Annotated in this window: 21 protein-coding genes and 3 pseudogenes; 18 read left to right on the plus strand and 6 right to left on the minus strand. The window is 65.6% G+C overall.

The window, feature by feature from the left end; all coding sequences use genetic code 11:
* Positions 1-12 precede the first annotated feature (12 nt).
* The 4 genes from CJ177_RS08485 (at position 13) to CJ177_RS08500 (ending at position 5,177) form a co-directional block, all read left to right on the plus strand.
* A complete protein-coding gene (locus tag CJ177_RS08485) occupies positions 13-423 on the plus strand; it encodes a thioesterase family protein (RefSeq protein ID WP_095867563.1) in 411 nt (136 codons plus the stop codon).
* Positions 420-2,852, plus strand: coding sequence for an FAD-dependent monooxygenase (locus tag CJ177_RS08490; protein WP_257014435.1), 2,433 nt, complete (start codon positions 420-422; stop codon positions 2,850-2,852). The genes CJ177_RS08485 and CJ177_RS08490 overlap by 4 nt, the downstream gene beginning before the upstream one ends.
* Positions 2,852-3,886 (plus strand): carbon-nitrogen hydrolase family protein, encoded by a 1,035-nt coding sequence (locus CJ177_RS08495; protein ID WP_095867564.1) that lies wholly within the window; start codon positions 2,852-2,854, stop codon positions 3,884-3,886. The genes CJ177_RS08490 and CJ177_RS08495 overlap by 1 nt, the downstream gene beginning before the upstream one ends.
* A gap of 292 nt (positions 3,887-4,178) precedes the next feature.
* Complete coding sequence (locus CJ177_RS08500; protein ID WP_257014436.1) at positions 4,179-5,177, plus strand: AraC family transcriptional regulator; 999 nt, start codon at positions 4,179-4,181, stop codon at positions 5,175-5,177.
* Positions 5,178-5,682: 505 nt separating this feature from the next.
* Here CJ177_RS08500 and CJ177_RS08505 read toward each other — a convergent pair.
* Positions 5,683-5,943: an acyl-CoA-binding protein gene (locus tag CJ177_RS08505; RefSeq protein ID WP_061696868.1), complete on the minus strand. Its 261-nt coding sequence runs from the start codon at positions 5,941-5,943 to the stop codon at positions 5,683-5,685.
* A gap of 276 nt (positions 5,944-6,219) precedes the next feature.
* Here CJ177_RS08505 and CJ177_RS08510 point away from each other — a divergent pair, with 276 nt between their 5' ends.
* On the plus strand, positions 6,220-7,542 hold the full coding sequence (locus tag CJ177_RS08510) for a cyclopropane-fatty-acyl-phospholipid synthase family protein (protein ID WP_025432493.1): 1,323 nt from the start codon (positions 6,220-6,222) through the stop codon (positions 7,540-7,542).
* Positions 7,543-7,882: 340 nt separating this feature from the next.
* On the plus strand, positions 7,883-8,800 hold the full coding sequence (locus CJ177_RS08515; protein WP_095867566.1) for an alpha/beta hydrolase: 918 nt from the start codon (positions 7,883-7,885) through the stop codon (positions 8,798-8,800).
* Positions 8,801-8,860: 60 nt separating this feature from the next.
* Here CJ177_RS08515 and CJ177_RS08520 read toward each other — a convergent pair whose 3' ends face one another.
* Entirely contained in the window at positions 8,861-9,361 is a 501-nt protein-coding gene (locus tag CJ177_RS08520; RefSeq protein ID WP_197436269.1) for a polyketide cyclase, read from the minus strand.
* A gap of 352 nt (positions 9,362-9,713) precedes the next feature.
* Here CJ177_RS08520 and CJ177_RS48155 point away from each other — a divergent pair, with 352 nt between their 5' ends.
* The 3 genes and pseudogenes from CJ177_RS48155 to CJ177_RS08540 all read left to right on the plus strand — a co-directional run bounded on the left by CJ177_RS48155 (position 9,714) and on the right by CJ177_RS08540 (position 11,336).
* Positions 9,714-9,836 carry a hypothetical protein gene (locus CJ177_RS48155; protein ID WP_257014437.1) on the plus strand — a complete coding sequence of 41 codons (123 nt, stop codon included), beginning with the start codon at positions 9,714-9,716 and terminating at the stop codon, positions 9,834-9,836.
* A 449-nt stretch (positions 9,837-10,285) separates the two neighbouring features.
* Positions 10,286-10,396, plus strand: a pseudogene (locus tag CJ177_RS49170) (LuxR family transcriptional regulator); the annotation flags it as partial.
* An 85-nt stretch (positions 10,397-10,481) separates the two neighbouring features.
* A complete protein-coding gene (locus tag CJ177_RS08540) occupies positions 10,482-11,336 on the plus strand; it encodes a barstar family protein (protein ID WP_257014438.1) in 855 nt (284 codons plus the stop codon).
* A gap of 196 nt (positions 11,337-11,532) precedes the next feature.
* On the opposite strand, the pseudogene CJ177_RS08545 reads toward CJ177_RS08540, so the two are convergent.
* Positions 11,533-12,204, minus strand: a pseudogene (locus CJ177_RS08545) (RNB domain-containing ribonuclease); the annotation flags it as partial.
* Between the two features lie 261 nt (positions 12,205-12,465).
* On the opposite strand from CJ177_RS08545, the gene CJ177_RS08550 reads away from it, so the two are divergent.
* Positions 12,466-12,741 carry a response regulator transcription factor gene (locus tag CJ177_RS08550; protein WP_025432496.1) on the plus strand — a complete coding sequence of 92 codons (276 nt, stop codon included), beginning with the start codon at positions 12,466-12,468 and terminating at the stop codon, positions 12,739-12,741.
* A gap of 176 nt (positions 12,742-12,917) precedes the next feature.
* Here CJ177_RS08550 and CJ177_RS08555 read toward each other — a convergent pair whose 3' ends face one another.
* Positions 12,918-13,196, minus strand: coding sequence for a hypothetical protein (locus CJ177_RS08555; protein WP_005241514.1), 279 nt, complete (start codon positions 13,194-13,196; stop codon positions 12,918-12,920).
* A gap of 345 nt (positions 13,197-13,541) precedes the next feature.
* On the opposite strand from CJ177_RS08555, the gene CJ177_RS08560 reads away from it, so the two are divergent.
* The 3 genes and pseudogenes from CJ177_RS08560 to CJ177_RS08570 form a co-directional block, all read left to right on the plus strand.
* On the plus strand, positions 13,542-13,829 hold the full coding sequence (locus CJ177_RS08560; RefSeq protein ID WP_095867567.1) for a hypothetical protein: 288 nt from the start codon (positions 13,542-13,544) through the stop codon (positions 13,827-13,829).
* Positions 13,830-14,014: 185 nt separating this feature from the next.
* Positions 14,015-14,452 carry a hypothetical protein gene (locus tag CJ177_RS08565; RefSeq protein WP_179443171.1) on the plus strand — a complete coding sequence of 146 codons (438 nt, stop codon included), beginning with the start codon at positions 14,015-14,017 and terminating at the stop codon, positions 14,450-14,452.
* Positions 14,386-15,064, plus strand: a pseudogene (locus CJ177_RS08570) (site-specific integrase); the annotation flags it as partial. The gene CJ177_RS08565 and the pseudogene CJ177_RS08570, both read left to right, overlap by 67 nt.
* 253 nt (positions 15,065-15,317) lie before the next feature.
* Here the strand turns inward: CJ177_RS08570 and CJ177_RS08575 are convergent.
* Both CJ177_RS08575 and CJ177_RS48160 read right to left on the minus strand, forming a co-directional pair.
* Positions 15,318-16,552 (minus strand): IS3 family transposase gene (locus CJ177_RS08575; protein WP_257014439.1). Its coding sequence is split into 2 segments (ribosomal slippage): positions 15,318-16,231 and positions 16,231-16,552, totalling 1,236 coding nucleotides; the frame shifts between segments, so codons are not numbered across the junction.
* 54 nt (positions 16,553-16,606) lie between these two features.
* Positions 16,607-16,759: a hypothetical protein gene (locus tag CJ177_RS48160; protein WP_257014440.1), complete on the minus strand. Its 153-nt coding sequence runs from the start codon at positions 16,757-16,759 to the stop codon at positions 16,607-16,609.
* Between the two features lie 88 nt (positions 16,760-16,847).
* Between CJ177_RS48160 and CJ177_RS08580 the strand changes: the two genes are divergently transcribed.
* The 5 genes from CJ177_RS08580 to CJ177_RS08600 all read left to right on the plus strand — a co-directional run bounded on the left by CJ177_RS08580 (position 16,848) and on the right by CJ177_RS08600 (position 23,439).
* Positions 16,848-17,426: a hypothetical protein gene (locus CJ177_RS08580; protein WP_257014441.1), complete on the plus strand. Its 579-nt coding sequence runs from the start codon at positions 16,848-16,850 to the stop codon at positions 17,424-17,426.
* A gap of 219 nt (positions 17,427-17,645) precedes the next feature.
* On the plus strand, positions 17,646-19,028 hold the full coding sequence (locus tag CJ177_RS08585) for an MFS transporter (RefSeq protein WP_257014442.1): 1,383 nt from the start codon (positions 17,646-17,648) through the stop codon (positions 19,026-19,028).
* Positions 19,029-19,595: 567 nt separating this feature from the next.
* On the plus strand, positions 19,596-21,221 hold the full coding sequence (locus CJ177_RS08590) for an NAD(P)/FAD-dependent oxidoreductase (protein ID WP_095867568.1): 1,626 nt from the start codon (positions 19,596-19,598) through the stop codon (positions 21,219-21,221).
* A gap of 83 nt (positions 21,222-21,304) precedes the next feature.
* Positions 21,305-22,687 (plus strand): NAD-dependent succinate-semialdehyde dehydrogenase, encoded by a 1,383-nt coding sequence (locus CJ177_RS08595; RefSeq protein ID WP_061699808.1) that lies wholly within the window; start codon positions 21,305-21,307, stop codon positions 22,685-22,687.
* Entirely contained in the window at positions 22,684-23,439 is a 756-nt protein-coding gene (locus CJ177_RS08600; RefSeq protein ID WP_061043210.1) for a glucose 1-dehydrogenase, read from the plus strand. Before CJ177_RS08595 ends, CJ177_RS08600 begins: the two co-directional genes overlap by 4 nt.
* Positions 23,440-23,522 lie beyond the last annotated feature (83 nt).

The raw sequence follows: 23,522 nt of genomic DNA on the forward strand, positions 1-23,522 counted from the left end.
GGTTAGTGACAGATGGCGAAAGTGACGATCGAGCGGACGGTGGAGTGGTATGACACCGATGCTGCTGGCCACCAACATCATTCGTGCATCGTGCGATTCGTGGAAGCCGCCGAGGCGGCACTGCTCCGCGAGCGCGATCTGGCGTGGCTGTTCGGGGAGACTCCCCGGGTCCGCCACGAGATCAACTACCGATCACGGCTGTGGTTCGGCGAAACGGTGACAGTGACCCTCGAGGTTGTTCGCCTGGGTAACACCTCACTCCAGTACGCCTTCGAGGTGCGCGGCATGGAGGGCGTGGCGGCGGACGGAACCCTCGTCGTCGCCCACGCCACCCCGCAGTCGCCGACATCGACGCCCTGGCCGCAACCCGTAATTGACGCATTCGGCACGATTCGTGCCCAGGAAGCAGTGGTGACCCAGTGACCAGTCGAGAAGCAACAGCGCGTTCTGCGCGAGTCGACGCCGGCCTGCCGTCGTTGAAGATCGCCGTCATCGGGGGCGGCCCGGGCGGCCTGTACTTCGCCGCTTTGGCCAAGCAACTCGACCCGCGACGGGAGATCACGGTATTCGAGCGTAACGCCGCCGACACCACTTTCGGCTTCGGCGTCGTCTTCTCGGATGAGACCCTCGACGGAATCACTGCGGCGGATCCGGCGATCTTCGCGGAGATGGAAGCGCAGTTCGCGCGGTGGTCCGATATCGACATCCACTACCGTGGTGAGGTGCTGACCTCGGGAGGACACGGGTTCGCGGCCATCGAGCGACGGACCCTGCTCAACATCCTGCAGACGCGGTGCGCACAACGCGGTGTCGACGTGCGATACGAAACCATCGCCCCCTCCGCGGAAGATCTCGCCCGTACGCACGACCTGGTGGTGGCGGCCGACGGGGTAAATTCGGTCACTCGCAAGGCGCGTCCCGAAGCATATGGACCCGACCTCGACGTTCGGAACTGCCGCTACATGTGGCTGGCGACCGACAAGATCTTCGACGCGTTCACCTTTATCGTCGCGGAGACAGAATTCGGGCCGATCCAGGTGCATGCCTATCCGTTCAGCAGTGAACGCAGCACCTTCATCGTAGAAATGAGCGAGAAGACCTGGCGTAACGCGGGATTCGACACCCTCGCCGCCGAAGATCTCGCCGTCGGGCAGAGCGATACGAAAAGCGTCGAGTTGTGCGCCGGCCTGCTCGGCGAGCATCTCGATGGGCACCAGCTACTGACCAACAATTCCCGCTGGATCCAGTTCTCGACGGTCCGCAACACGTCGTGGCGCGACGGCAACATCGTCCTCCTCGGCGATGCCGCGCACACCGCGCACTTCTCCATCGGCTCGGGGACCAAGCTCGCCATGGAGGACTCCCTCGCTCTCGCAGCGAGCCTGACAGTCGACGACCGGGACGTCGCACAGGCCCTGCTCCGCTACGAGCAGGAACGGCGACCCGTCGTCGAATCCACGCAACGTGCGGCACAGGCGAGCCTGGAGTGGTTCGAGTCGATCGAGCACTCCGTCGGGCAGGAACCGCCACAGTTCGGCTTCAACCTGCTCACCCGCAGCCGCCGCGTCACCTACAACAACCTGCGCGACCGCGATCCGGAATACATCGACACCCTCAACGACTGGTACCACCGTGCCCAGCCGGCGGACTCCACCGAACAGCCGCCCCGTCCGATGTTCGAGCCCTATCGGATCGCGAACACGCGGCTGAAGAACCGCATCGTCGCCGCACCCGTGGCCACCTACTCCGCCACGGACGGGATAGTCGGCGACGCGGAACTCGCACGCCTGGCCGGCGCGGCACTCGGCGGCGCCGGCCTGGTGATGACCGGCATGACCGCCGTCAGCGCTGCCGGACGCGTGACACCCGCGTGCGCCGGCCTGTACGCCCCCGAACAAATCTTCGCCTACCGTCGGATCACCAATCTGGTCCACAACAACACCACCGCGGCCATCGGCGTCCAGCTCAACCATTCCGGACGCAAGGGTGCGACCACCGTTCCCGCCGCCGGAACCCTCGGTACGTCCCTCGGTGACAAGGGCTGGGAGACCGTCGGCCCGTCCACGATCGCGTTCGGTGACCTCCCCGCGCCCCGCGAACTCGACGCTTCCGAGCTGGAGGGCATCGCCGAGGATTTCGCCCGGGCCGCCCGGGCTGCCGACACCGCCGGATTCGATGTCCTCGAAATCCAGGCCGGTCACGGATTCTTGCTCTCGACCTTCCTGTCGCCGCTGACGAACCAGCGCACCGACGACTTCGGCGGAAGCCTGCGGAACCGCCTCCGATTCCCGCTGCAGGTCATTGATGCGGTCCGGGCGGCCTGGCCGAAAGGCAAGGCCCTGCTGGTGCGTATCTCGGCCGTCGACTGGCACCCAGGCGGCACCACCATCGACGACGCCGTCGCCATCGCGCGGGCGTTCGCCGAACACGGAGTCGACGCCATCGACGTCTCCAGTGGTGAGGTCGTGGCCGAGGAGCGCCCCGAGTACGGCCGTGGCTTCCAGACCCCCTTCGCCGAGCGAATCCGCGCCGACGTGGGCATCACCACCATCGCCGTCGGTGCCATTTCCTCCGACGACGACGCCAACTCGATCCTGCTGGCCGGGCGCGCCGACCTCATCGCGATCGGCCGCGCGCACCTGCACAACCCCTCCTGGACCCTGCACGCCGCCGCCGAGATCGGATACCGCGGAGCTGGTGGCCAATGGCCGACTCTCTACGCTGCCGGATCGGCGAAGCCGCCCACAGCCGGACGGGCGCGGCCCCAGCTGGCCCTGTTCGGGGCGACCGAGCACAACATCCACCAACGCTGGCGCCCAGGCGCCGGCGCCATAACCGAGGCGGCACACTGATGGACACCTTCCCGCGTTTCACCGCGGCGGCCGTGCAGGCCTCCCCGGTGTATCTCGACCCCGACGCCACCGTGGAGAAAGCGGTCGGACTCATCCACGAGGCCGCCGCCGCCGGCGCCACGCTGATCGCCTTCCCCGAGGTGTTCGTCCCCGGCTATCCGTATTGGAACTGGACGATGAACCCGGTCAAGGGAGGGGAGTGGTTCGAACGGCTGTACCGCGCCGCCATCGACATTCCCGGCCCCCATCTGGACACCCTCCGTGCCGCTGCGGCAGCCACCAAGACCACGGTCGTGATCGGCGTCAACGAACGCGGCCGACACAGCCTCGGAGTGCTGTACAACAGCGTCCTCACGATCGGACCGGACGGCTCCCTGATCGCTGTTCACCGGAAACTGGTACCGACCTGGGCTGAGAAGCTGACCTGGACGAACGGCGACGGGTCGACGCTCCGGGTGCATCAAACCGACGTCGGTCCGCTCGGTGTCCTCGCCTGCGGGGAGAACACCAACACCCTCGCCCGCTTCGCGCTGCTGGCGCAGGGAGAGCTCGTGCACGTCGCCAACTACATCTCCCTCCCGGTGGCGCCCAAGGACTACGACATGGCCGACGCCATCGCCATCCGCACCGCGGCGCACGCCTTCGAAGGCAAACTGTTCTCCGTCGTCTCATGCTCGACTGTGTCCGAGGAAATTATCGACATCGTCGCCGGGGACGATGAGGAAGCGGCGCATATGCTACGGCGCGAACGCAGCGCCCTGTCAGGGATTTTCGGACCCGACGGGCGCCCAGTGTCCGAACCTCTGGTCGACAAGGAAGGGATCGTCTACGGCGAGATCGACCTGGCACGATGCATCGCACCGAAACAGATGCACGACATCATCGGCCACTACAACCGCTTCGACATCTTCTCTCTCAACGTCAACACCGCCCCGATGCAGCCACTCACCTTCAACGGGGCGGGAGGACCACCGCCGGAGCCGGAAGGCGTACTGATCGGCCCCTGGGGTGAGGACGAGATCCCGGCGAGATAGACACCCGGCGGCACCCGCCCGGATGGCTCGGATCTGCGGAAGCCGTGTTTCCCAGGGCAGGGCTATCCCAAGAAATCACGTCAGGCCGACGGGTGCCGCACTGGGGAGGTACCCCACCACCACCTGCTTCCCTCCCTGCCCTGCCGTGAGCCGGGTCGGCTGTCGTCGGAGTAGTGCAGCTGGGGAAATCGCGCTTCGTGAGAAATCCCAGGCAGGTACGATGGCGTACGTAGAGATTGTGACGGTCGTTCTGATGTCGCTATTTCACGCGCGCTGGAAGGCTAGGATGGCGATGGAGCCGAGATCAACTGCGGACGGGGCGACTGCGTTGCCCATTGCGCGGTTCGAACAGGTTCACACAATCGATCTGGACCAGGTCAGGTCGGCGGTGGGGTCCGCCTTCTGCCCACATACGCTCGAACCCATCGGGACCGATGGCGCCTCGCCCGTCAGGTTTCACTCGGCCACCGCCGGAACTGTCGGCCTGCACTACCTGGATTACGGCACCGGGATGTGCATTCGCCCGAGTGATCTCGACGATTTCTATCTCATACAGATTCCCCTCTCCGGAGTGGCGGAAATAACCTGGGGTTCAGAAACGTTCGAGTCGACGCCCGCCGTCGCATCGATCCTGCAACCGGGCGGGTCGGTGACCATGCAGTGGCACCCAGGGAACCGGCAGCTGATCGTTCGCCTCGATCGCCAGAGCATGGAGAGGCAGTTGCAAGAGGCACTCGGAGCGCCGCTCCGCAAGCCCCTGCGGTTCGACCCCCACATGGAGCTGGACCGACCGGGTATCCAATCGTGGCGCGGCATGCTCACGCTCTTGCGTGCCGAGATGGAGAACGGTGGATCTCTCCCCACCGAGCCGATCGTCATGAAAGAGTTCGAACGACTGCTGCTGAGTCAGCTCATCGTGGCCCAACCCCACAACTACACCGAAGTGTTGCAGCGGCCAGTGCCGGTGGCGCCTCGAACTATTCGCCGCGCAGTCGAAATCCTCGAGCACCACGCTGACGAACTGCTTACCGTCGAGGATGTCGCATCGGCCACGGGAATCAGTGTGCGGGCACTTCAAGACGGTTTCAAGAAGTATTACGGCACCACCCCGATGGGATACCTGCGCGAGGTCCGAATGAAGGCGGTCCGCACGTGGCTCCTCGACGCCGATCCGTCGACGACGACGGTGTCCGATGCGGCTACCAGGTGTGGATTCCTCCATCTCGGACGATTCTCGGTGCAGTACCGCGAAAAGTTCGGCGAGTCGCCCTCGGAAACCCTCCGCCGATGACGGTCGGCCTGTCCTGGACCGCCGACCCGTCTTCGCCCACTGTGCCTCGAGGTCCCGCCTTGCCACAGTGGAGTTCCGAACCCATCACAACCGACCGGCGCGGGCGTACAAATGCCGGCGACAGTGCACAGCACTTGATCGCAGGTATCGGAAGACCCTTTGCGCCCGCTCAAAACACCACAGGACGCCGTGCAGGCGACTAGTGAAACTGACAGGTTCGCCGTGGAGCGCCGTTCTCCGCGTGTGCCGGTTTTGTCCAAGGCCAAAGGGAGCTGATTTCGAGGAACGATGTACTTCTCCGGCTTCGACCCGCACAGAGCCAGCGGCCTGCCCGCTGTGAAAGCCGGGTTCGCTGCCCGAACACTCCCATCTCGATGCGCGCGCCGCACATCCCGCCGACGACGTCCTGCACACCGGGCACGCCTGCGCGTGCGGGCGCACGTCGGCTTGCGGCGACACAATTCGGCTCTCGATGGGCGATCGGGCAGGGACGGAATCTCCGAACTCAGCCCTGCGTCAGCTTGGCTACCAGGTCGACGTAGCCTTGCTTGGCATCGGCGCTGCTCGTACCCGCCAACTTAGCCCAGGCGTCGTATTTGGCGCGGTTGACCATGTCCAACCTACCGGGCCGCTTGCCCTCGACATCACCCTTCGACCCCTGCTTGAACAGCGCGTACAGCCGTAGTAGCTCATCGTTGGCCGGCCGCGAGGTGAGCTTCTTGACGTTCTCCTGTGCATCGGTAAACGCCTGATCCAGATCCGACATCGGCACCCCTGGCTCTCGGACGGACTCGTCGACGCAATCATAACGCCGGAGCCGATGGCGCCTGATCCGTTCGCTCGGAGTTGCAGTGCGCCATCGCGGTCGGCGCGTGAAGCCGAGCGGCGTTCAGGGGCAGGGTTGTGCCGAGCGGGAATTGGTGTGAAGGTGTGCGGCGACGGGGGTTCCATCGATATGGTCGACGAGGTGGGTTTGCGGGACGGTGATGCGGATTGACACGCCTGTGGGCTGGTCGGACCCCAAACTTCGACGGAGGTAGGTATGACGGTCGCTGACACGGTGGCGCCGCTGGTCCGAGCGGTGGTGGGTGCACAGGTCCCGGTGGGGATCAGGTGTTGGGACGGTAGTCGCAGCGGGCCTTCGGACGCGCCGTGGCAGGTGCACATCGTCAATCGGCGTGGTCTGCGGCGGTTGCTGTGGGCGCCCAACGATCTCGGTTTCGCCCGGGCCTACGTGTCCGGCGACATCGACATCGAGGGAGACCTGCTCGCCGGGCTGGACGTGTTGGAGCAGGTGTCGGACCCGAGCAGGGGCCCCGGTGTGCGGATCGACAAGCAAACGAAGAAGGCACTGGCGACAGCGGCGCTGCGTCTCGGGATCATCGGCCTGCCACCGAAGCCGCCGGCGGAGGAGATGAAGCCGGCGCGCGGGCACCGGCACGACAAGGATCGTGACGCCGCCGCGATCAGCCACCACTACGACGTCGGCAACGACTTCTATCGACTCGTGCTCGGTGAGTCGATGACCTACTCGTGCGCGTACTGGTCGCAGCCGAGCGAGGATCTTGACGCGGCCCAGTACGCCAAATGCGATCTGGTGGCCCGCAAGCTCGGCCTGACCGCGGGGATGCGGGTCCTCGACGTCGGCTGCGGGTGGGGGACCTTCGCACTGCACGCGGCACGTCACTACGGCGTGCACGTCGTCGGTGTCACCCTGTCCCACGAGCAGGCGGACTACGCCGGCAAACGGATGGTCGACGCGGGCGTGGGGGAGTTGGTGCAGATCCGAGTCCAGGACTACCGCGACGTCACAGACGGTCCCTACGACGCGATCTCGAGCATCGGCATGGCCGAGCACGTCGGCGCCGCGATGCTGGCGACCTACGCCGCGGACCTGTTCGCGCTGCTGCGCCCGCGGGGGCGGTTGCTCAACCACGCGATTTCGCGACGACCAGGCAAACCCGCTGCCAAGTTCTCCAAAACGTCCTTCATCGATCGCTATGTGTTCCCCGACGGAGAAATCGAACCGATCGCGCCGATGATCGAGGCACTCGAAGGGGCCGGGTTCGAGGTGCGCGACGTCGAGTCGCTGCGCGAGCACTACGCGCTGACCCTGCGGGCCTGGGTGGGGAACCTGGAGGCGAACTGGGACGAAGCGGTGGCGTGCAGCAGCGCCGGGCGGGCTCGGGTATGGCGGCTCTACATGGCCGGCGCCGCGTTGGCGTTTTCGGCGAATAGGCTCGGGATCAACCAGGTTCTGGCAGTCAAATCCTCCGAACGCGGTGACAGCGGCATGCCCGGCACCCGTGCCGAACTCTTGCAGCCATCCGCACCGATAGCATCTCGGCCGGGTCGCGAACAGTGAAAACTGTTGGGAAGTATATAATTCGACCGACGCTGGCCGACATTCGGATTGTTCGGTATCAGACGCGCCTCACCGGATCCTTCGACTTCTCGATACACGGCCTGCCACGCGATCGAGTGAACGATTCGCGGCCGAGGTCGACGATCAACAACGACAGACGGATCACGGACACCAGACGCCGGCGCGGCAAGGCGGTCTGTCCGCAAGCCGAACGCCTATCGGCATACCGATTGCCGATTGCTGACCGGCGACCTGTTGCGAGCAAGTAGGACATGATGTGTCCGCGTCGCTCGGTGCGGTACCAGCGTCGTGATGAGACCCCCGAGTGTGAGGAGGGCGCGTGCGGTTCGCGCTGGGCGATTTGTCGGCTGAGGTGCCGGAGGAGCAGGTCGAAGAAGCTCGGAGCTTCTACAACTCGCGGCCAGCTGGACGTGGCCCCAGCACTCTCGAGGAGTTGAGGGAAATGCGGGCGAGGCGGTCCGCTCCTTCTCCCGTCGATCCACCGGCGATCGAAGAGACGGTCGAAGCCGCGGGAGCACGTGTCCCGGTGAGGATCTTCACTCCCACCGACGGCCGAGCGCGGGGCGTCTATCTGGACATACACGGTGGCGGCTTCTACATGGATTCCGCAGCGCGAGATGACGCGCGTAACCGTGAGCTCGCAGACGCTCTCCACATCGCCGTCGTCAGCGTCGACTACCGGCTGGCACCCGAGCACCCGTGGCCGGCCGCACCCGATGACTGTGAAGCGGCGGCGCTCTGGCTCGTCGGCCACGCTGATGCCCGCTTCGGATCATCTCGACTGGCGATCGGGGGGCGGTCGGCGGGAGCAACACTCGCTCTGGCAACCCTGCTCCGACTGAGGGACAGAGGGGCCGTCGGTGGGTTCACCGGCGCCGCACTCCAATTCGGCACATATGACTCGAGCGCGCAGACTCCGGCCGGACGTCGGATCGCAGACGAGTATTTCATCCAGGCCTACGTCGGCCACGTGGAAGATCGCACCACTCCGGACATCTCTCCCGTCTACGGCGACCTCCGCGGCCTTCCCCCGGCGCTGCTGGTCGTCGGGTGCAATGACGTGCTGTTGGAAGACAACCTCGCGATGGCAGGTCGGCTCTCCGCCGCCGGCAATGACGTCGAGCTCCGGATCTATCCCGAGTCGCCCCACGGGTTCACCGCCCACCCCACGGCAATGGCCAGGACGGCGCTCACCGGCATCGATTCATGGCTCCTCGAGCGGCTCGCCCAACCGTAGGACTACTCGACGGCCTTCTGTGCACGGACGGACCGTGACGGCGGGCCGACAGGCAGATGTCTAGCGGTCGGGCGTCCGAGCCCGGGACGTCGGTGCGGCAAGCTCGGCCAGGTGGTGCAGCGAGTTGGTGAGATGCTCAGGACCGAACGGCGGGAACTGAAGGTACTCCCGGATGGACTGCGGCACCGCCGACCAGTCGTAGGTGAGCGTGACCGCAGTCTCGGACGGACCAAGTCGCACCAGGTCGTAACGCCAGAACCAGCCGCCGAACTCCAGGTGACCGTCGTCCTTCTCCTGCCCCGTCAGCCAGGCAATGGCGCGCGGCGGGTCGAGCACCCGGACCTGGTTGGCCACCTGGTAGTCACCGTTTGGGTGGTTGGGGTGATACATGTCCATCCGGAAGATCTGCCCCACCTCGGTCAGCGGCGCCTGATCGGCGGCTTCCTGCACCCAGCCGGTGCCGTCGATCGCAGAATGGGTCGTCGGGTCGGCGAGCAGTGCGAACACCCTGGCGGCGGGCACGGCGACAGTCAGCGTGGCGCTCACGTTCTCTCGGTCCACGGTGTGCACGCTCCTTGTCACCTCATCTCGGGCCTCCCGCTGGAGCGGAAGGAGCATTCATTACATACAGACTGCGTGGCGACGCGGAACTCATCGGCCGCGGGGATAGCAGAGTTTCCCGTGCCACCAGCTCAGAGAGTTCAGCTCGAGGCCGGCTGTCGGGACGTGCGGGTCAGCGTTCGGCATATGGGGGTGTTCACCTATGGCGAGCGACGATGTGGGCCTTGGTAGCTCCGTGAACTGACTCGCCGGTAATCACGCGTATGAGGGTCTCCGATCACACCTGATTCCGCGTGCTGCGGGCACGTCCGCGCACTACCGCGAACGGTGGTGATCGCTGCAGATCATTCTGGTGGGCTCGACCGACCCCGACGAGGCCTTCCCGATCCTGGCCACGCGGTCCCAGCTTGTCAATATTCCGGTCAACGAGGTCGCCGTGAATGTGATCGAGCACAGACCCGACCATCCGGATTGACCTCTGCGTCCTGAACTCGACCGCGCCAGGCATCGCCGGGCCGATCGTATTGACCCATCCGGCCGGTGTGCTGCCTCGAAACACACATTGTCCTGCAGCAACCCTTGCGGCTGGAGAAGGTGAGCCCGCTATGACTTCTGTCCCTGGCCTCACGCCCGGCTATGTCGGGGAATCACAACGGCGGCCTCGCTGACACCGCGCGAGCTGGAGATCCTTCGCTTGTGGCAGCGCAGTGAATCGAAGACTGTTGCCGCATCGACCTGGGAATTAGCCTGAGCACGAGTACCTCCCACGCACCAGCTCGCGAGCGACCGAGGGCAGAAGAATCGCACGCTGCGGAATCCCACCATGGGCGGACTCAACGTCGTGCGGCGTCAGTGTGGGCACCGACATCACCGAAGTCCGTCGTCATCGCCGCGCAGCTGGCGGCGAATAAGCTTCAACACCTACTGATCTGGGTCCGAGCGAAGTACGCTGCCGCAGGGCGCCCCGTTGCCGATAAGTCTGGATCATTGAGCCGGGCGCTGCAGGACCGGCTGGTGTCTCTCGCTGAGTTTTGACGCGCCTGGCCCACCTACATGCCCCAACGGGGCAGAGCCTCGCAGAGTGCCGACATGTCGACCTTGCTCAGTGTGGAGTGGGGCGGTGACCGGGACTCTCCGCAGGGCCCGCGGAGCTTGCGCCCGCCTCACCGATCTCGGCTACATCGTGCACCGCATCGACGCCCATCCATGGACCACCGTCGCGAACATGCACACCGCATTCGCGAAGGCGATGTCCTTTCCCTCCTACTTCGGCCGCAACCTCGACGCGTTCAACGACGTGCACTCCGACGTCGCCAGGTTCGACTACGGCAGCGATCCCGCCAGCTCTGGGACCGTCCTCGCCATCGCCGGATACGACACTCTCGCCCGAATGGACCGGCGCACCGCCGGCATAGTTCTCGACATCTTCGCGGTCCATGCGCGTTTAGCCGCTCTCTACGCGCACCGGATGCTATGTCTGGTCGAATCCACGGTCACCGACTATCCCGCGGTCGGTGGCCGCCCGGTCTACTTCGGCAGCGTCTGGGATCTCGGGCCGGATCCGCCGGCACCCTTCCACGACGAAGATGGTGTCGAAAACGTGTTGCAGATCTACGCGGACGAAGCCACCGCCTCCAAGTACGTCGCCGCACTGCACCCAGTCCTTCCCGACACCCTCGCAGCCTTCGGACGCTGGCAGATCCTCAATCTTGTGCTGGCCTCCGAGTGCACCGCAGCGTTGTACGCCAAGCATCGACCGAAATCACCTCCACCGGGAACTCGACTGTGGGAGATCTTCATTGGCCTCCAAGGCTCCGGGGACCGCACCGTCCTCGGCGACCAACTCGTGCACGTCCTCTCAGACGCCGCAATGCATTTCGATCAACTAATAACCAGGTTCTACACGGCCGGAACCGAGGAACGAACGCAAGCTTTGAGTCACTATCCCAACCTCCGCAATCCAGACGACCGATAGATGAACCTGCACCGGGACGAAGTGGTGTCCCAGCGCATGCCGGCGGCAGTCGGCCTTCGTTCCGTAAGCGGATCCACTACCGGTGACCCCAGCTCGCAGGATTCGACTGCGTGATTCCCAGTGCAATGGAGCAATGACCAGTGAAGAAGCGGCGGGTCACCTCCACCCGTCCTCACCCGCAGTGGTCACCCAATTTTCGTAAGAGGATCGGCAGTCCGTGCTCGACGCACCAGAGCGCGACCGCCTCGTTGGTGGCGATCATCAGCTCCTGCACGATGACGTAGGCGACGGTCCGCAGTTCGGCGGCGATCGCCACGATGGCACCGTCCTCATTGGCTGCCCATCCTCGGGTGAGGTCGTAGAACGCGAGGGCACCGCCGTCACGGCGGGCGGTCAGCAGGACATGTGCGGCCGCATCCGCCGCGGCGAGCTGGGGGTGCAGCGGATGTGTTGGGTCGGTGAGAATTCCGGGCACTTCGGCGTGATCGACCGCCGCGCACCGGCCCGACGGAATCTCTCCGCGGCCGACGGTGACATCGACCAGCCGGCCGTCGGTGGTGAGGGTGCCGGTGACCCGCAGACTGGTGCGCCGGGCATCAGCGGTCAGGGTGGCAGCCTGCTCGGCTGTCTCACCGAGCATCCGAATGGTGCGGTTGCGCAGATACTTGGTCTCCGCCCGCAGGAACGCCTGCTCGTCGGCGACCGACCCCAGTTCCACGACGTCGGCCACGCCGGCGATATGAACTTCGATCGCCCATCCGCGGCCACCGGCCAGCGGGATGACGGAGAAGGCGTCGTCTCGGTCCCGCGCAGACGCGGAGTCGATCATCAGCAGCGTCGACACGTCGGTGACTGTCGAAGATCTCATGGTCGCCGGACCCCCTTGGTTCTACAGGCCTCCGACGATAACCAATCTTCACCGGGCACCGTCAGCGACGCGCCCCTGGAACATCGCTCATGCATCCTCGAAACCGGCTTCGGGTACGGTTTGTTCACCGCGGTGAACAACGGACAAAACGGACATACCTTGGTGGCGCGGGCCTGCTTATCGACCCATCCGGCTGGTGTGCCGCCTCGAATCACCCAGTGTCCTGTGGCAAGCGCTGCGGCTCGAGAAGGTGAGATCGCTATGACTTCTGTTCCTGACCCCACGCCCGACGCTGTCGGGGAACCGCAGCGACGGCCCGTTCTGACGCCACGCGAGCTGGAGATCCTCCGCCTGTGGCTGCGTAGTGAATCGAAGAATGTTGCCGCAGCCGACCTGGGAATCAGCCTGGGCACGATCAACACCCACCTGATCCGGATCCGGGCGAAGTACGCTGCCGCAGGCCGCCCCGTTGCCGACAAGTCCGGCCTGTTGATCCGGGCGCTACAGGATGGGCTGGTGTCTCTCACTGAGCTCTGACGCGACGATCCACTGCATGCCCTAGCGGGTCAGAGCGTTGCGGAGGGGTTGGCCCGTCGGCCTTGTTCGGTGCGGAGGATCCGGCGGCCGTGGCCGGTAATTCTCGGCGGGCTCTGGGGCCCTGCGACGACGGTGGCGGACGGCGACGGGCCGTATCCGTGGCTAGTTTCCAAATGTTAGTCGCGCGGCAGGCGTGCGGTCTCGGGTGTCTCGGATCGCCGGGGCAGGGCTTGGTCTTTGAGCCGTGCTGCCCGGGCATTCTCATGGGCAACTATCGCTTCTTGCCAGTCATGATCGGTCAGAGCGGCATGGTCGCGGGCGACTGGAGATGGGACGCCGAGCTGCGAGGCGATCTGAGCCCACGACATGCCCGCCGTAAGGGCCTCGGACACCGCCCTGGCGAGGAGATCGTCGGTCCGATCGCCGCTGGCGGCAGCCTGGCTGTCAAAGTCCATCGGAAGGTCCAGCCTGGGCCGCTGGATGGGCGCGCATTGTTTGATCCATCCCTGTGACTGTATCGGGCGCTTCGGGGGCGCCGACCGGTCAACGTCGATGACCGGCTATCGCTTCCCGGGCCTTTCCGACCGGTGATAGCAACTCTCTGTGGAGGCAGAAGCAGATCAGATCGGCACAATCGCTTGGTCGAGGACTTGAGGCGGTGGGATCTCCAAGACGACGCATTTTCGGTCGAGGCCGGCCGTCGACCATGTGAGATCGTTGATCGTCGATCACCCGCGAATCGCAGGCCGAGAGCGCGGACACTGAAGGAGTTGCTCGATGACGTCCGATGACCGACCCTCATGACCAGCGGATACCCGCCGCAGTGCCCGACCGTCCGCCGCGGCGACCAGGCAATAGGGTTCTGCCCATCGCCCAACGGCTGCTACGTCCGCGCATGGTGGGCGCACAATGGCAACCCGCTCGGCGCCTATCCCACCGTCGAACTGGCCGTCGCCGCCGCGCTCGCCGCCCTCGGGAGCGACGATCCCACCCGGGATGACGGCGACGACCCCGCCGAGATCGCTCGGGAAGCCACCCGCATCGAGACAGCCCTGCGCGAAGTCGACTGGTTCGCACTCGGCTGGTAGTACCGCCGGTTCCGCGACAGAAACCAGAAGCCCGATACGCTCACGCCCCGAAAGGTCGGCGGCGCTCGTGTGGATCCTCTCCCCAGAGGCCGCACACGACGCCGAGACCCAGGAGCGCGCAGGGGCACAGCACTGCCCGCACCCGACCTTTCCAGTGGTTGTGCCAAGAGAGGACCACCCTTCGCATGGAGGAAAACACGAGCCGCAAACCTGACCAATCTGTCGACCTCACGAAAGCGGTGATCGAATCACTCAAAGCCCAGGGCTTCAACCAGTCCGAGATCGCTGAGCTGTACAACGTCTCGCGCCAGGCCGTGTCCTGGCACATGCGCACCTACGGTGGCGAGAAAAGTCCTCGGCAGATCGTCAACGAGGCGTGGCCGTGGAAGACCGTTGCAGGTCATGACAAAGCCACCGCCTACCGCCGCCTGCGCGATCACGGGGAGTTCATGCAGACAGGTGGCGGCGGGATGAGTGAGGACAAGCTCGACCGCCTCAAGAAGTGGTGGAAGAAGCTCCGCAAGGAGAATCTCGTCGTCGAGTTCGACCCCAGCCCGCCCGGCAGGCTGTTACCGGCTGGGCCACCGAGGTCCACGAACGCCGCGACAGCGCGCTGCTATTGATGGGATTCGCCGGGGCGTTCCGGCGCAGCGACCTCGTCGCCCTGCACTGCGGGGACGTGACCGTGCACCGCCTGGACGGGGTACATGTGCGGTTGCGGCGGTCGAAGACCGACCAAGAGGGCACCGGCACGGTGCGGGCGTTGCCGTTCACCACCAACCACCACACATGCCCACCGTGCGCGTATGTTCGGTGGGCGCAGGTCGTCGCCGCATTCGACCTGGCCGGCCGACCAGGGCTGATCCGGTTGCTGCGCACCGCCCAGCCGTTCGAGCACCATGTCTGCCGATCGGCGTTGCCGCGCATGCGAGCTCGGGCCCCGTTGTTCCGGGCGATCGCCAAGAACGGCAACCTCTCCGACACCGCGTTATCGGGTGCGGCGGTGCATGCGTCGATCCGACGCCGCGCCCAGGCCGCCGGCTACGACGGCAGCATTGTTGCCCAACTCGGCGGACACTCGCTGCGGGCCGGGTTCGTCACCCAGGCCTTCCGCAACGGCGCCGACGCGCACGCGATCATGCGCCAGACCGGCCACACCAACCCCGCGACCGTGGAGCTTTACGCCCGCGAACACGCCCCACTGGTGGAACGCCGTCACCGAGATCGGGCTCTGAGCGTGTACGTCGACCTCGGCAGCACCCCACCAGGACTGAGTGAGTGCCCACCGCCGGTGGTGCCCAGGCGTTACAGGCACGACTGGGCGTTGTTCGTCGACTGGTGCCAGGCCTGCGATCACCGAGTACTGCCGACACAGCCGAGTGTGCTGGCGGAGTTCCTCGCCGACCATCCGGCGGCCGACGGAACGCAGCGTCGCCGGGTCACCGCGATCAACACCGGGCGTTCCCCCCGAGATGTGGACACCTATTCCTATGCGGCGGTGGCCAGCGTAGCCGATCGCTGCTCGAACTCGACCGGACAGATTTGGCCGAGAGTGGAATGCCTCCTTCTGGTGTTGTATCGCGTGATCCAGCGGAACACGGCAGCGCGCGCCTCGCCCGCACTGTTCCAGCGTTTCCGCCCCTTCAGCGTCTCCCGTTTCAACGTCGCATTCAGCGACTCGGCGGCCGCGTTGTCCGCCGACGTTCCGACCGCACCCCGCGATCTGGTCACCCCCAACTCGCAGCAGAGTTCGGCGAATTCCGCCGATGCATATTGAGCTCCGTTGTCGGAGTGGAATATTGATCCATCGAGCCCGGCGGCGCCACGACAGGCGGCCGCCGCCCGCAGCGCATCGGTGACCAACTCGGTGCGCATATGGTCGGCGATCGACCACCCCGCCAACCGTCTCGAACCCAGGTCCAACACCGTCGCCAGATACATAAATTCACCGTCACCCACCGGCAGGTAGGTGATGTCCCCGACGTACCTGGTGTTCGGTGCGCTCGCCGTGAAATCCCGCCGGACCAGGTCCGGCACCGGGGCCGCGTCCGGGGCGGGAATCGTGGTGCGCACCGGTTTGCGCAGATGCAGCCCGACGATCCCCTTCACGCGCATGACCCGTTCGACCCGCTTGTGATTGACCTCGATCCCGGCATCGCGCAGTTCGGCGGTCACCCGTGGGGCCCCGTAGGTGCCGTCGGAGTCGTCGTGGATGGCGCGGATCCGGGCGGCCAACTCCTCGTCGGCGGAGGTGCGGGCGTCCCGGGCCGGCGCGGCGGCCCGCCACCGGTAGAACCCCGAGCGGGAGACCTCGAGGATCTGGCACAGCCACTTCACCGGAAAGGTGTCGCAGTGGTCGTCAACGAATTGGAAGTGGCTGCTCACCAATTCGTCTCCCCGGCGAAATATTTCGCGGCCCTCCGCAGGATCTCCCGTTCGGTTTCGAGCTTGCGGATCTGGGCCTTGAGCTGCCTGTTCTCTTCCTCCAACACGGACTCGGACGATACCCCGCCGGCCCGCGATGCCGGCCGCGCCGCCCCACTGGCCCGGAGCTCGGCCGCGGGAGCGCCGGTGCGTTTGCGTTCGGCCCGCACCCAGGTGCGCAGCGTCTCGCGGCTGACTCCCAGATCCTTGCCGATGCCCTCGAACGTGTGGCTCGGATCGGACAGGTACAGCGCGACTGCATCGGCCTTGAACTCCGCCGAGTACGCCTTCATCGCCATCAGTGACATCTCTTCCTCTGGGTCTTCACGACCCAGTGTTCATGATGTCCTCACTCAGGGGGGAAGCCCCACCGTCCACACCACCGCCGGCTTGCCGGCGCCGGGCCGCGCGGAGACGATCCGGCAGCTGGTCAACAACGCGCGCGCCGACCGGCTGGCCCAGGTCGGGAAGCGGGTGGCGCAGGTGCTGCCACGAATTCCGGTCACCGGGTGGCCTGGCGGGTTGTTCGGCCGACGCGACGCTCTCCTGCTATCCCTGGCGGCAGCGGGGTTGAGTTTCTAGGAGATCGCCCGAATGCGGCGCAGCGACATCACCGCCGAGCGCGACACGCTCGTTCTCAGGGCAGGGGAGGAGGGCTGGGTTCGCGTCACCACAGAATCCGGCGTCGACCCCACCGCCGTGTATTGGAATTGGGTGGAGGTGCTCGGCTTTCTGGACCGGTACCCGAGCACCCAACTCCTCGCTGGCCGCCTCGACAAAGGTGCGGAGCTAGCGGCGTTCGCAGCCAACGCGCGTCGCGACGAACGGCCGCTGCTCACACCCATCGACAGGTGGGGCCACACCCCCTTCGCCCCGACTCCGCTGACCGGACACTCCGTCGCCGGCCTGGTTCGGGCGCACCTGACTGGGCAAGCACCCGTACACAAGCGGCCTCCGGCCAGGACGCCCACGCTGTTACACGAGAACGCGGTGGCCCCGGTCGCGGTCGATGTCGACCTCGACCAGGACTACTACGACCGCGGCATCGTCGCCCGCCGCAACGCCCACACCCGCCTCGAGACCGTCACCGACATCCTCGACGGCATCGACGACGAAGCCGACAAACTTCTCGCCGACCTGCTCGCCATCCTCGACCGCACCGAAATCGACTGACGGAGTACTGGTCCCGACGCAGGGGATCTTCGTGAGGCGGGGCGGACGCCGATCGATGAACTGCAGGGTTGTTCCACATTGGAACACAGGCGGGCTGGAACCTGCCTCTACCTTTGATTCACGCACCGTGGCGGCCATCACATTGGCGCTCCACCGCTGCCGAGGGTCACAACGCCCGCGGACCCTTTGCTCTGCTACCACCCTTTCCAGGAGAATCAAATGACAAGTACAGCATCGTCGCCGCCTGCGATGACTCCCCGCCGTGCGGCAACAGCGGCGCTCCTCGGCAGTGCGCTGGAGTACTACGACTTCTTCGTGTACGGCGCCGCGGCCGCTCTGGTCTTCAACGTGCTGTTCTTTCCGGCTGGCAACCCTACGGTTGCGCTCATCGCATCATTCGCCACCTTCGCCGTGGGGTACGTGGCACGTCCTGTCGGCGCGGTGGTGATGGGCCACTTCGGCGACCGGCTCGGCCGTAAACGCGTCATGCTGGCCACGGTCGTGATGATGGGCGTCGCGTCCTTTGCCATCGGGTGCCTTCCGACATATGAGCAGGTGGGCCTTCTCGCACCGGTACTCCTCGTCGCTCTCCGCGTCGTTCAAGGGTTCTCCGCCGGAGCTGAATCGGCGGGAGCGTCGACGTTGACCGTGGAGCATTCCCCGGTCGGACGCCGGGGATTCTTCACCAGTTTCGTGATGGTCGGCTACGCGGTCGGCTGCTCACTGGCCACCGTCGTGTTTCTCCCGGTCGCGATGCTGCCCCACGACCTGCTGTACACCTGGGGCTGGCGAATTCCCTTCTGGCTCAGCGCCGTAGTCGTCGTCATCACCTATTACGTGCGGAGCCATTTGGACGAAACTCCGGCGTTCACCGAAGCGAAAGAGGGAAGCGAAGTCCGGAAGCGGCCGCTGAACGACGTGATCAAGTATCACTGGCGCGACGTGATCCGTGTCGCCGGAGCATCGCTGATGGCGTCGATGCAAACCTTGTTCGCAGTGTTCAGCCTGTCGTATGCCACCTCGGTCGGGGTGGATCGTGGCGCGATGCTCGCCATCATCTCCGGGGCAATAGCGTTGTCGATTATCACCATCCCTGCAGCCGGCTACCTCTCCGACGTGATCGGCCGGAAGCGAACGATGCTGATCGGTGCCGTCGGCGGTGCGCTCAGTATCTTCGCGTACCTGTGGGCGATCTCTACAACGAATATCCTGCTGATCGCGATCTTCGCGTTCGTCAACATGTCAGTGTTCTTCAGCTGCTACAACGGCGTGTGGACGTCGTTCTTCGCCGAGCAATTCCCCGCACCCGTCCGATTCACGGGAATGGCCGTCAGCAACCAGCTCGGTAACCTCCTTGCAGGATTCGCTCCGCTGATCGCCGCCCTGCTCCTGAGCACGGGCCCGTCGGGCTGGCTTCCGGTGGCGTTCTTCGGTGCGATTGCCACCGGAATCGGTGCGATCGCGGTTGTCGGTATGCGCGAGACGTCGAAGACTCCCGCAGAATTGCTCGGCGGTCCGAGAACTGCAGAGCTGACCGGTCAATTGAGCTCGCCTGAACATTCTGACCTTTCCAAACGGCCTGCAGACGCAACGATGAGTTAGTCCGTCACGGCTCCCTGATGAACAGCCCCCGCGGTGGACCGCGGGGGCTGTTCGCGGATCGAGGCTCGGACGGCGGGGCCGTCTCACACAGGGATGGCCGGATTGCCCGAGGTCACGGACCGGCAGCGATCATTCGTTCCGCGGCATCAATTTTCAGGACCGGCAGTCTCGCGGACAGGGTGGTGCGGCCGATACCAGGATTGAGGTCTCGCGCTCGGTTGCTTGGTGCGGGTCAGCGAGGACCAGGAAATAGACCGGGGAGGCCTTGGTCAACGCCAGGCCAACAGGCCTTGGAGCGCCCTTCTCGGTCCCAAAGTTGGCGAAAGGTGTTTCACATTGGAACGCAGGGGTGTTGGAACCTTCTTCTATCTTTGATCTAGACGCCGTGGCGGCCATCACATCGAGGCGGCCGCGGAAGATAGGACACAGGACACGGATGAGGCATCAACCGACCTGGTCCGAAACCACCAAGTAAGACCCGTGGTGGTGCCGCTCGCGTGGTGCCGCCACATCCCTCTCTTTCCCCGCATCTTCTTCCTCTGCATCTGAACGACACAGGAGTTCGCCATGTCTGCCCAGACCTCTTTGCGCACCGTTGACGCCGTTGTCATCGGCGCCGGCTTCGGCGGCATCTACGCCGTCCACAAGCTGCACCACGAACTCGGCCTCACCACGGTCGGTTTCGACAAGGCGGACGGTCCCGGCGGCACCTGGTACTGGAACCGCTACCCGGGCGCCCTCTCCGACACCGAGAGCCACGTCTACCGCTTCTCCTTTGACCGCGACCTGCTGCAGGACGGCACCTGGAAGAGCACCTACATCACCCAGCCCGAGATCCTCGAATACCTCGAAGACGTCGTCGACCGTTTCGACCTGCGCCGCCACTTCCGGTTCGGCACCGAGGTCACCTCTGCGATCTACCTGGACGACGAGGGAGTGTGGGAGGTCACCACCGGCGCCGGTGACGTGTACCGGGCCACCTATGTGATCAACGCCGTCGGACTGCTCTCCGCCATCAACTTCCCCAACCTGCCCGGCCTGGACACCTTCGAGGGCGAGACCATCCACACCGCCGCCTGGCCGGAGGGCAAGAGCCTCGCGGGCCGACGCGTCGGGGTGATCGGCACCGGTTCCACCGGCCAGCAGGTCATCACCGCCCTGGCACCGGAGGTCGAACACCTCACCGTATTCGTCCGCACCCCGCAGTACTCCGTCCCGGTCGGCAAGCGTCCCGTGACCGCGGAGCAGATCGATGCGGTCAAGGCGGAGTACGAGGGGATCTGGACGCAGGTCAAGGGTTCGTCGGTGGCCTTCGGCTTCGAGGAGAGCACCGTGCCGGCGATGAGTGTTTCGGAGGAGGAGCGCCGCCGCGTCTACGAGGAGGCCTGGCAGCACGGCGGCGGTTTCCGGTTCATGTTCGCCACCTTCGGTGACATTGCCACGGACGAGGAGGCCAACGAGACCGCCGCGTCCTTCATCCGTTCCAAGATCGCCGAGACGATCGAGGACCCGGAGACGGCCCGCAAGCTGATGCCGACGGGCCTGTTCGCCCGGCGCCCACTGTGCGACGACGGCTATTACCAGGTCTTCAACCAGCCGAACGTCGAGGCCGTTGCCATCAAGGAGAATCCGATCCGCGAGGTCACCGCCAAGGGTGTGGTGACCGAGGACGGGGTCCTGCACGAGGTGGACGTGCTCGTCTTCGCGACCGGCTTCGATGCCGTGGATGGCAACTACCGGCGGATGGAGATCCGCGGCCGCGACGGCCTGCACATCAACGACCACTGGAACGGACAGCCGACCAGCTACCTGGGCATCTCCACCGCGAACTTCCCCAACTGGTTCATGGTCCTTGGCCCCAACGGCCCGTTCACGAACCTGCCACCGAGCATCGAGACCCAGGTCGAGTGGATCAGCGACACCATCGACTACGCCGAACGCACCGGACTGCGTGCGATCGAGCCCACGCCGGAGGCCGAGGCCGCATGGACCGCGACTTGCACGGACATCGCGAACGCCACCCTGTTCACGAAGGGGAATTCGTGGATCTTCGGCGCGAACGTCCCGGGCAAGGAGCCCAGCGTCCTGTTCTACCTGGGCGGGCTCGGCAACTACCGCGGCGTCCTGACCGACGTCACCGCCAACGACTACCGCGGCTTCGAGCTGACATCGGCCGACACCGTCCCGGCCTGAGTCCGCATCCGTAGCCCAGAACTGCCTGGTGCCATCGAACCCGATGGCACCCGGCCCCGTCTCAACCACGCAGGAGAACACCCATGGGTGTCTACACCACCATCGACCCGGCAACCGGAGACCAGATCGCCCAGTACCCGGAGATCTCGGATGCGGAGCTGGACGCTCTCATCGGCCGCAGCACGGCGGCCTACCGCTCCTGGCGCACCACGCCGCTGGAGCAGCGCCGCGCCGTCCTCACCCGGGCCGCCGAGATCCACCGCGAGCAGGCCGAAGAGCTGGCCAAGCTCCTGACCTCGGAAATGGGCAAGCCCCTCGCGCAGGCCAAGGGCGAGGTGGAGCTGGTCGCGTCGATCTACCAGTTCTACGCCGACCATGTCGAGGAGTACACGGCGGACGAACCCCTCGACATCACGGGGCCCGGCACGGCCGTCGTCCGCACCGAGCCGATCGGCCCGCTCGTCGGGGTCATGCCGTGGAACTACCCCTACTACCAGGTGGCACGTTTCGCCGCCCCGAACATCGCCCTGGGCAACACGATCATCCTCAAGCACGCGCGGAACTGCCCGCAGTCCGCCCTCGCCATCGAACGGGTACTCGCCGAGGCCGGGTTGCCCGCGGGCGTGTACCTCAACGCCTTCATCTCCTCCGCGCAAGTCGCGAATACCGTTGCGGATCCCCGTGTCCAGGGTGTGTCGCTGACCGGATCCGAGAAGGCCGGGTCCGCCGTCGGCGAGGTCGCCGGACGGCACATGAAGAAATGCGTGCTCGAACTCGGCGGCTCCGACCCGTTCATCGTCCTCGACGACGCCGACGTCGAGGCGGCGGCGAGCGCCGCGGTCGTCGGGCGGCTCGGTAACGGCGGGCAGGCGTGCACCGCGTCGAAGCGGTTCCTCGTCGAGGAACGTGTGTACGAGGAGTTCGTGCAGAAATTCGTCGACGGGATGGCCGGCTGGCAGCCCGGCGACCCGACCAGCCCCGACACGAAGCTCGGACCGATGGCGTCGAACGCGGGGGTCGAGGAACTGGACGAGCTTGTCCAGGACGCGATCTCACACGGTGCCGACGTCCTGCTGGGCGGTAGCCGGCCGGCCGGACCCGGGGCCTACTACCCGCCTACCGTCCTGGCGGGCGTCACGCGTGAGATGCGTGCGTTCCGTGAGGAGTTGTTCGGTCCGGTGGCGGTCGTGTACCGCGTCGGGTCGATGGACGAGGCGATCGACCTGGCCAACGACTCCCCGTTCGGCCTCTCGTCCAGCGTGTTCACGTCGGACCCGGACAAGGCCGACCGCGTGGCCGCGGTGCTCGAGACCGGCATGGTCTGGATCAACGGCACCAGCAAGAGTTCGCCCGATCTGCCGTTCGGCGGTGTCAAGGGATCGGGGTTCGGCCGCGAACTCGCCAAGTTCGGCTTCAACGAATTCGCCAACAAGAAGCTGGTTCGAAATCCGAAGGGAACGAAATGACCAAGCGTGTTGAAGGCAAAATCGCCGTCGTGACCGGTGGCGCCACGGGTATGGGGCGCACGCACGCCCAGCTGTTGGCGGAAGAGGGTGCGGCCGTCGTAGTCACCGACATCGACGTCGAGGGTGGCAGGGAGACCGTCAAGCTGATCGAGAAGGACGGCGGGACTGCGTCTTTCGTGCAGCATGACGTCTCGAGTTCGGCCGACTGGAAGGTTGTCGTCGACCATGCCGTCGAGTCCCACGGACGCGTCGACATCCTGGTGAACAATGCGGGCATCCTCGCCTTCAAGTCACTGCAGGACACCGAGGAAGACGTGTGGGACCGCATCTTCGCGGTCAACGCCAAGGGCACGTACCTGGGTTGCAAGACGATCATCCCGGCGATGAAAGAGTCGAAGGCGCCGTCGATCGTCAACATCTCGTCGATGTACGGGATCATCGGCGCGCCCAATGCGGCCGCCTACGAGGCATCGAAGGGTGCCGTGCGGACTCTGACGAAGGCCGCTGCGGTGGACCTGCAAGAGTTCGGGATTCGCGTGAACTCTGTGCACCCGGGGGTGATTGCGACGGCGATGACAAACGACATCCTGGCCGACCCCGAAGGGGAGAAGGCTCTCCTGGGCACCACTATCCTGGGCCGCGCGGCCCAGCCGGGGGAGGTGTCCACCGTGGTGCTGTTCCTGGCCTCGGAGGAATCGTCGTTCATGACCGGGTCCGAAGTCGTCGTCGACGGCGGCTACATCGCTCAATAGGAGCGGCTTTGCTTGATCAGTGCACCGCTCCTCGGGTGGCATCAGCCGAGGAGCGGTGCACTGCGGTCGTTCTGGGCTGCTCC

The organism is Rhodococcus sp. ACPA1, assembly GCF_002300195.1.
GTDB classification, from domain to species: Bacteria; Actinomycetota; Actinomycetes; order Mycobacteriales; family Mycobacteriaceae; genus Rhodococcus_F; species Rhodococcus_F opacus.

Coding starts and splice junctions, on each gene's coding strand:
- CJ177_RS08595 (WP_061699808.1), top strand. CDS start 21,305: ATGGGTGTCTACACCACCATCGACCCGGCAACCGGAGACCAGATCGCC.
- CJ177_RS08560 (WP_095867567.1), top strand. CDS start 13,542: ATGACCAGCGGATACCCGCCGCAGTGCCCGACCGTCCGCCGCGGCGAC.
- CJ177_RS08565 (WP_179443171.1), top strand. CDS start 14,015: ATGGAGGAAAACACGAGCCGCAAACCTGACCAATCTGTCGACCTCACG.
- CJ177_RS08585 (WP_257014442.1), top strand. CDS start 17,646: ATGACAAGTACAGCATCGTCGCCGCCTGCGATGACTCCCCGCCGTGCG.
- CJ177_RS08505 (WP_061696868.1), bottom strand. CDS start 5,943: ATGTCGGATCTGGATCAGGCGTTTACCGATGCACAGGAGAACGTCAAG.
- CJ177_RS08600 (WP_061043210.1), top strand. CDS start 22,684: ATGACCAAGCGTGTTGAAGGCAAAATCGCCGTCGTGACCGGTGGCGCC.
- CJ177_RS08485 (WP_095867563.1), top strand. CDS start 13: ATGGCGAAAGTGACGATCGAGCGGACGGTGGAGTGGTATGACACCGAT.
- CJ177_RS08495 (WP_095867564.1), top strand. CDS start 2,852: ATGGACACCTTCCCGCGTTTCACCGCGGCGGCCGTGCAGGCCTCCCCG.
- CJ177_RS08555 (WP_005241514.1), bottom strand. CDS start 13,196: ATGGACTTTGACAGCCAGGCTGCCGCCAGCGGCGATCGGACCGACGAT.
- CJ177_RS08510 (WP_025432493.1), top strand. CDS start 6,220: ATGACGGTCGCTGACACGGTGGCGCCGCTGGTCCGAGCGGTGGTGGGT.
- CJ177_RS08550 (WP_025432496.1), top strand. CDS start 12,466: ATGACTTCTGTTCCTGACCCCACGCCCGACGCTGTCGGGGAACCGCAG.
- CJ177_RS08500 (WP_257014436.1), top strand. CDS start 4,179: ATGGAGCCGAGATCAACTGCGGACGGGGCGACTGCGTTGCCCATTGCG.
- CJ177_RS08580 (WP_257014441.1), top strand. CDS start 16,848: ATGCGGCGCAGCGACATCACCGCCGAGCGCGACACGCTCGTTCTCAGG.
- CJ177_RS08590 (WP_095867568.1), top strand. CDS start 19,596: ATGTCTGCCCAGACCTCTTTGCGCACCGTTGACGCCGTTGTCATCGGC.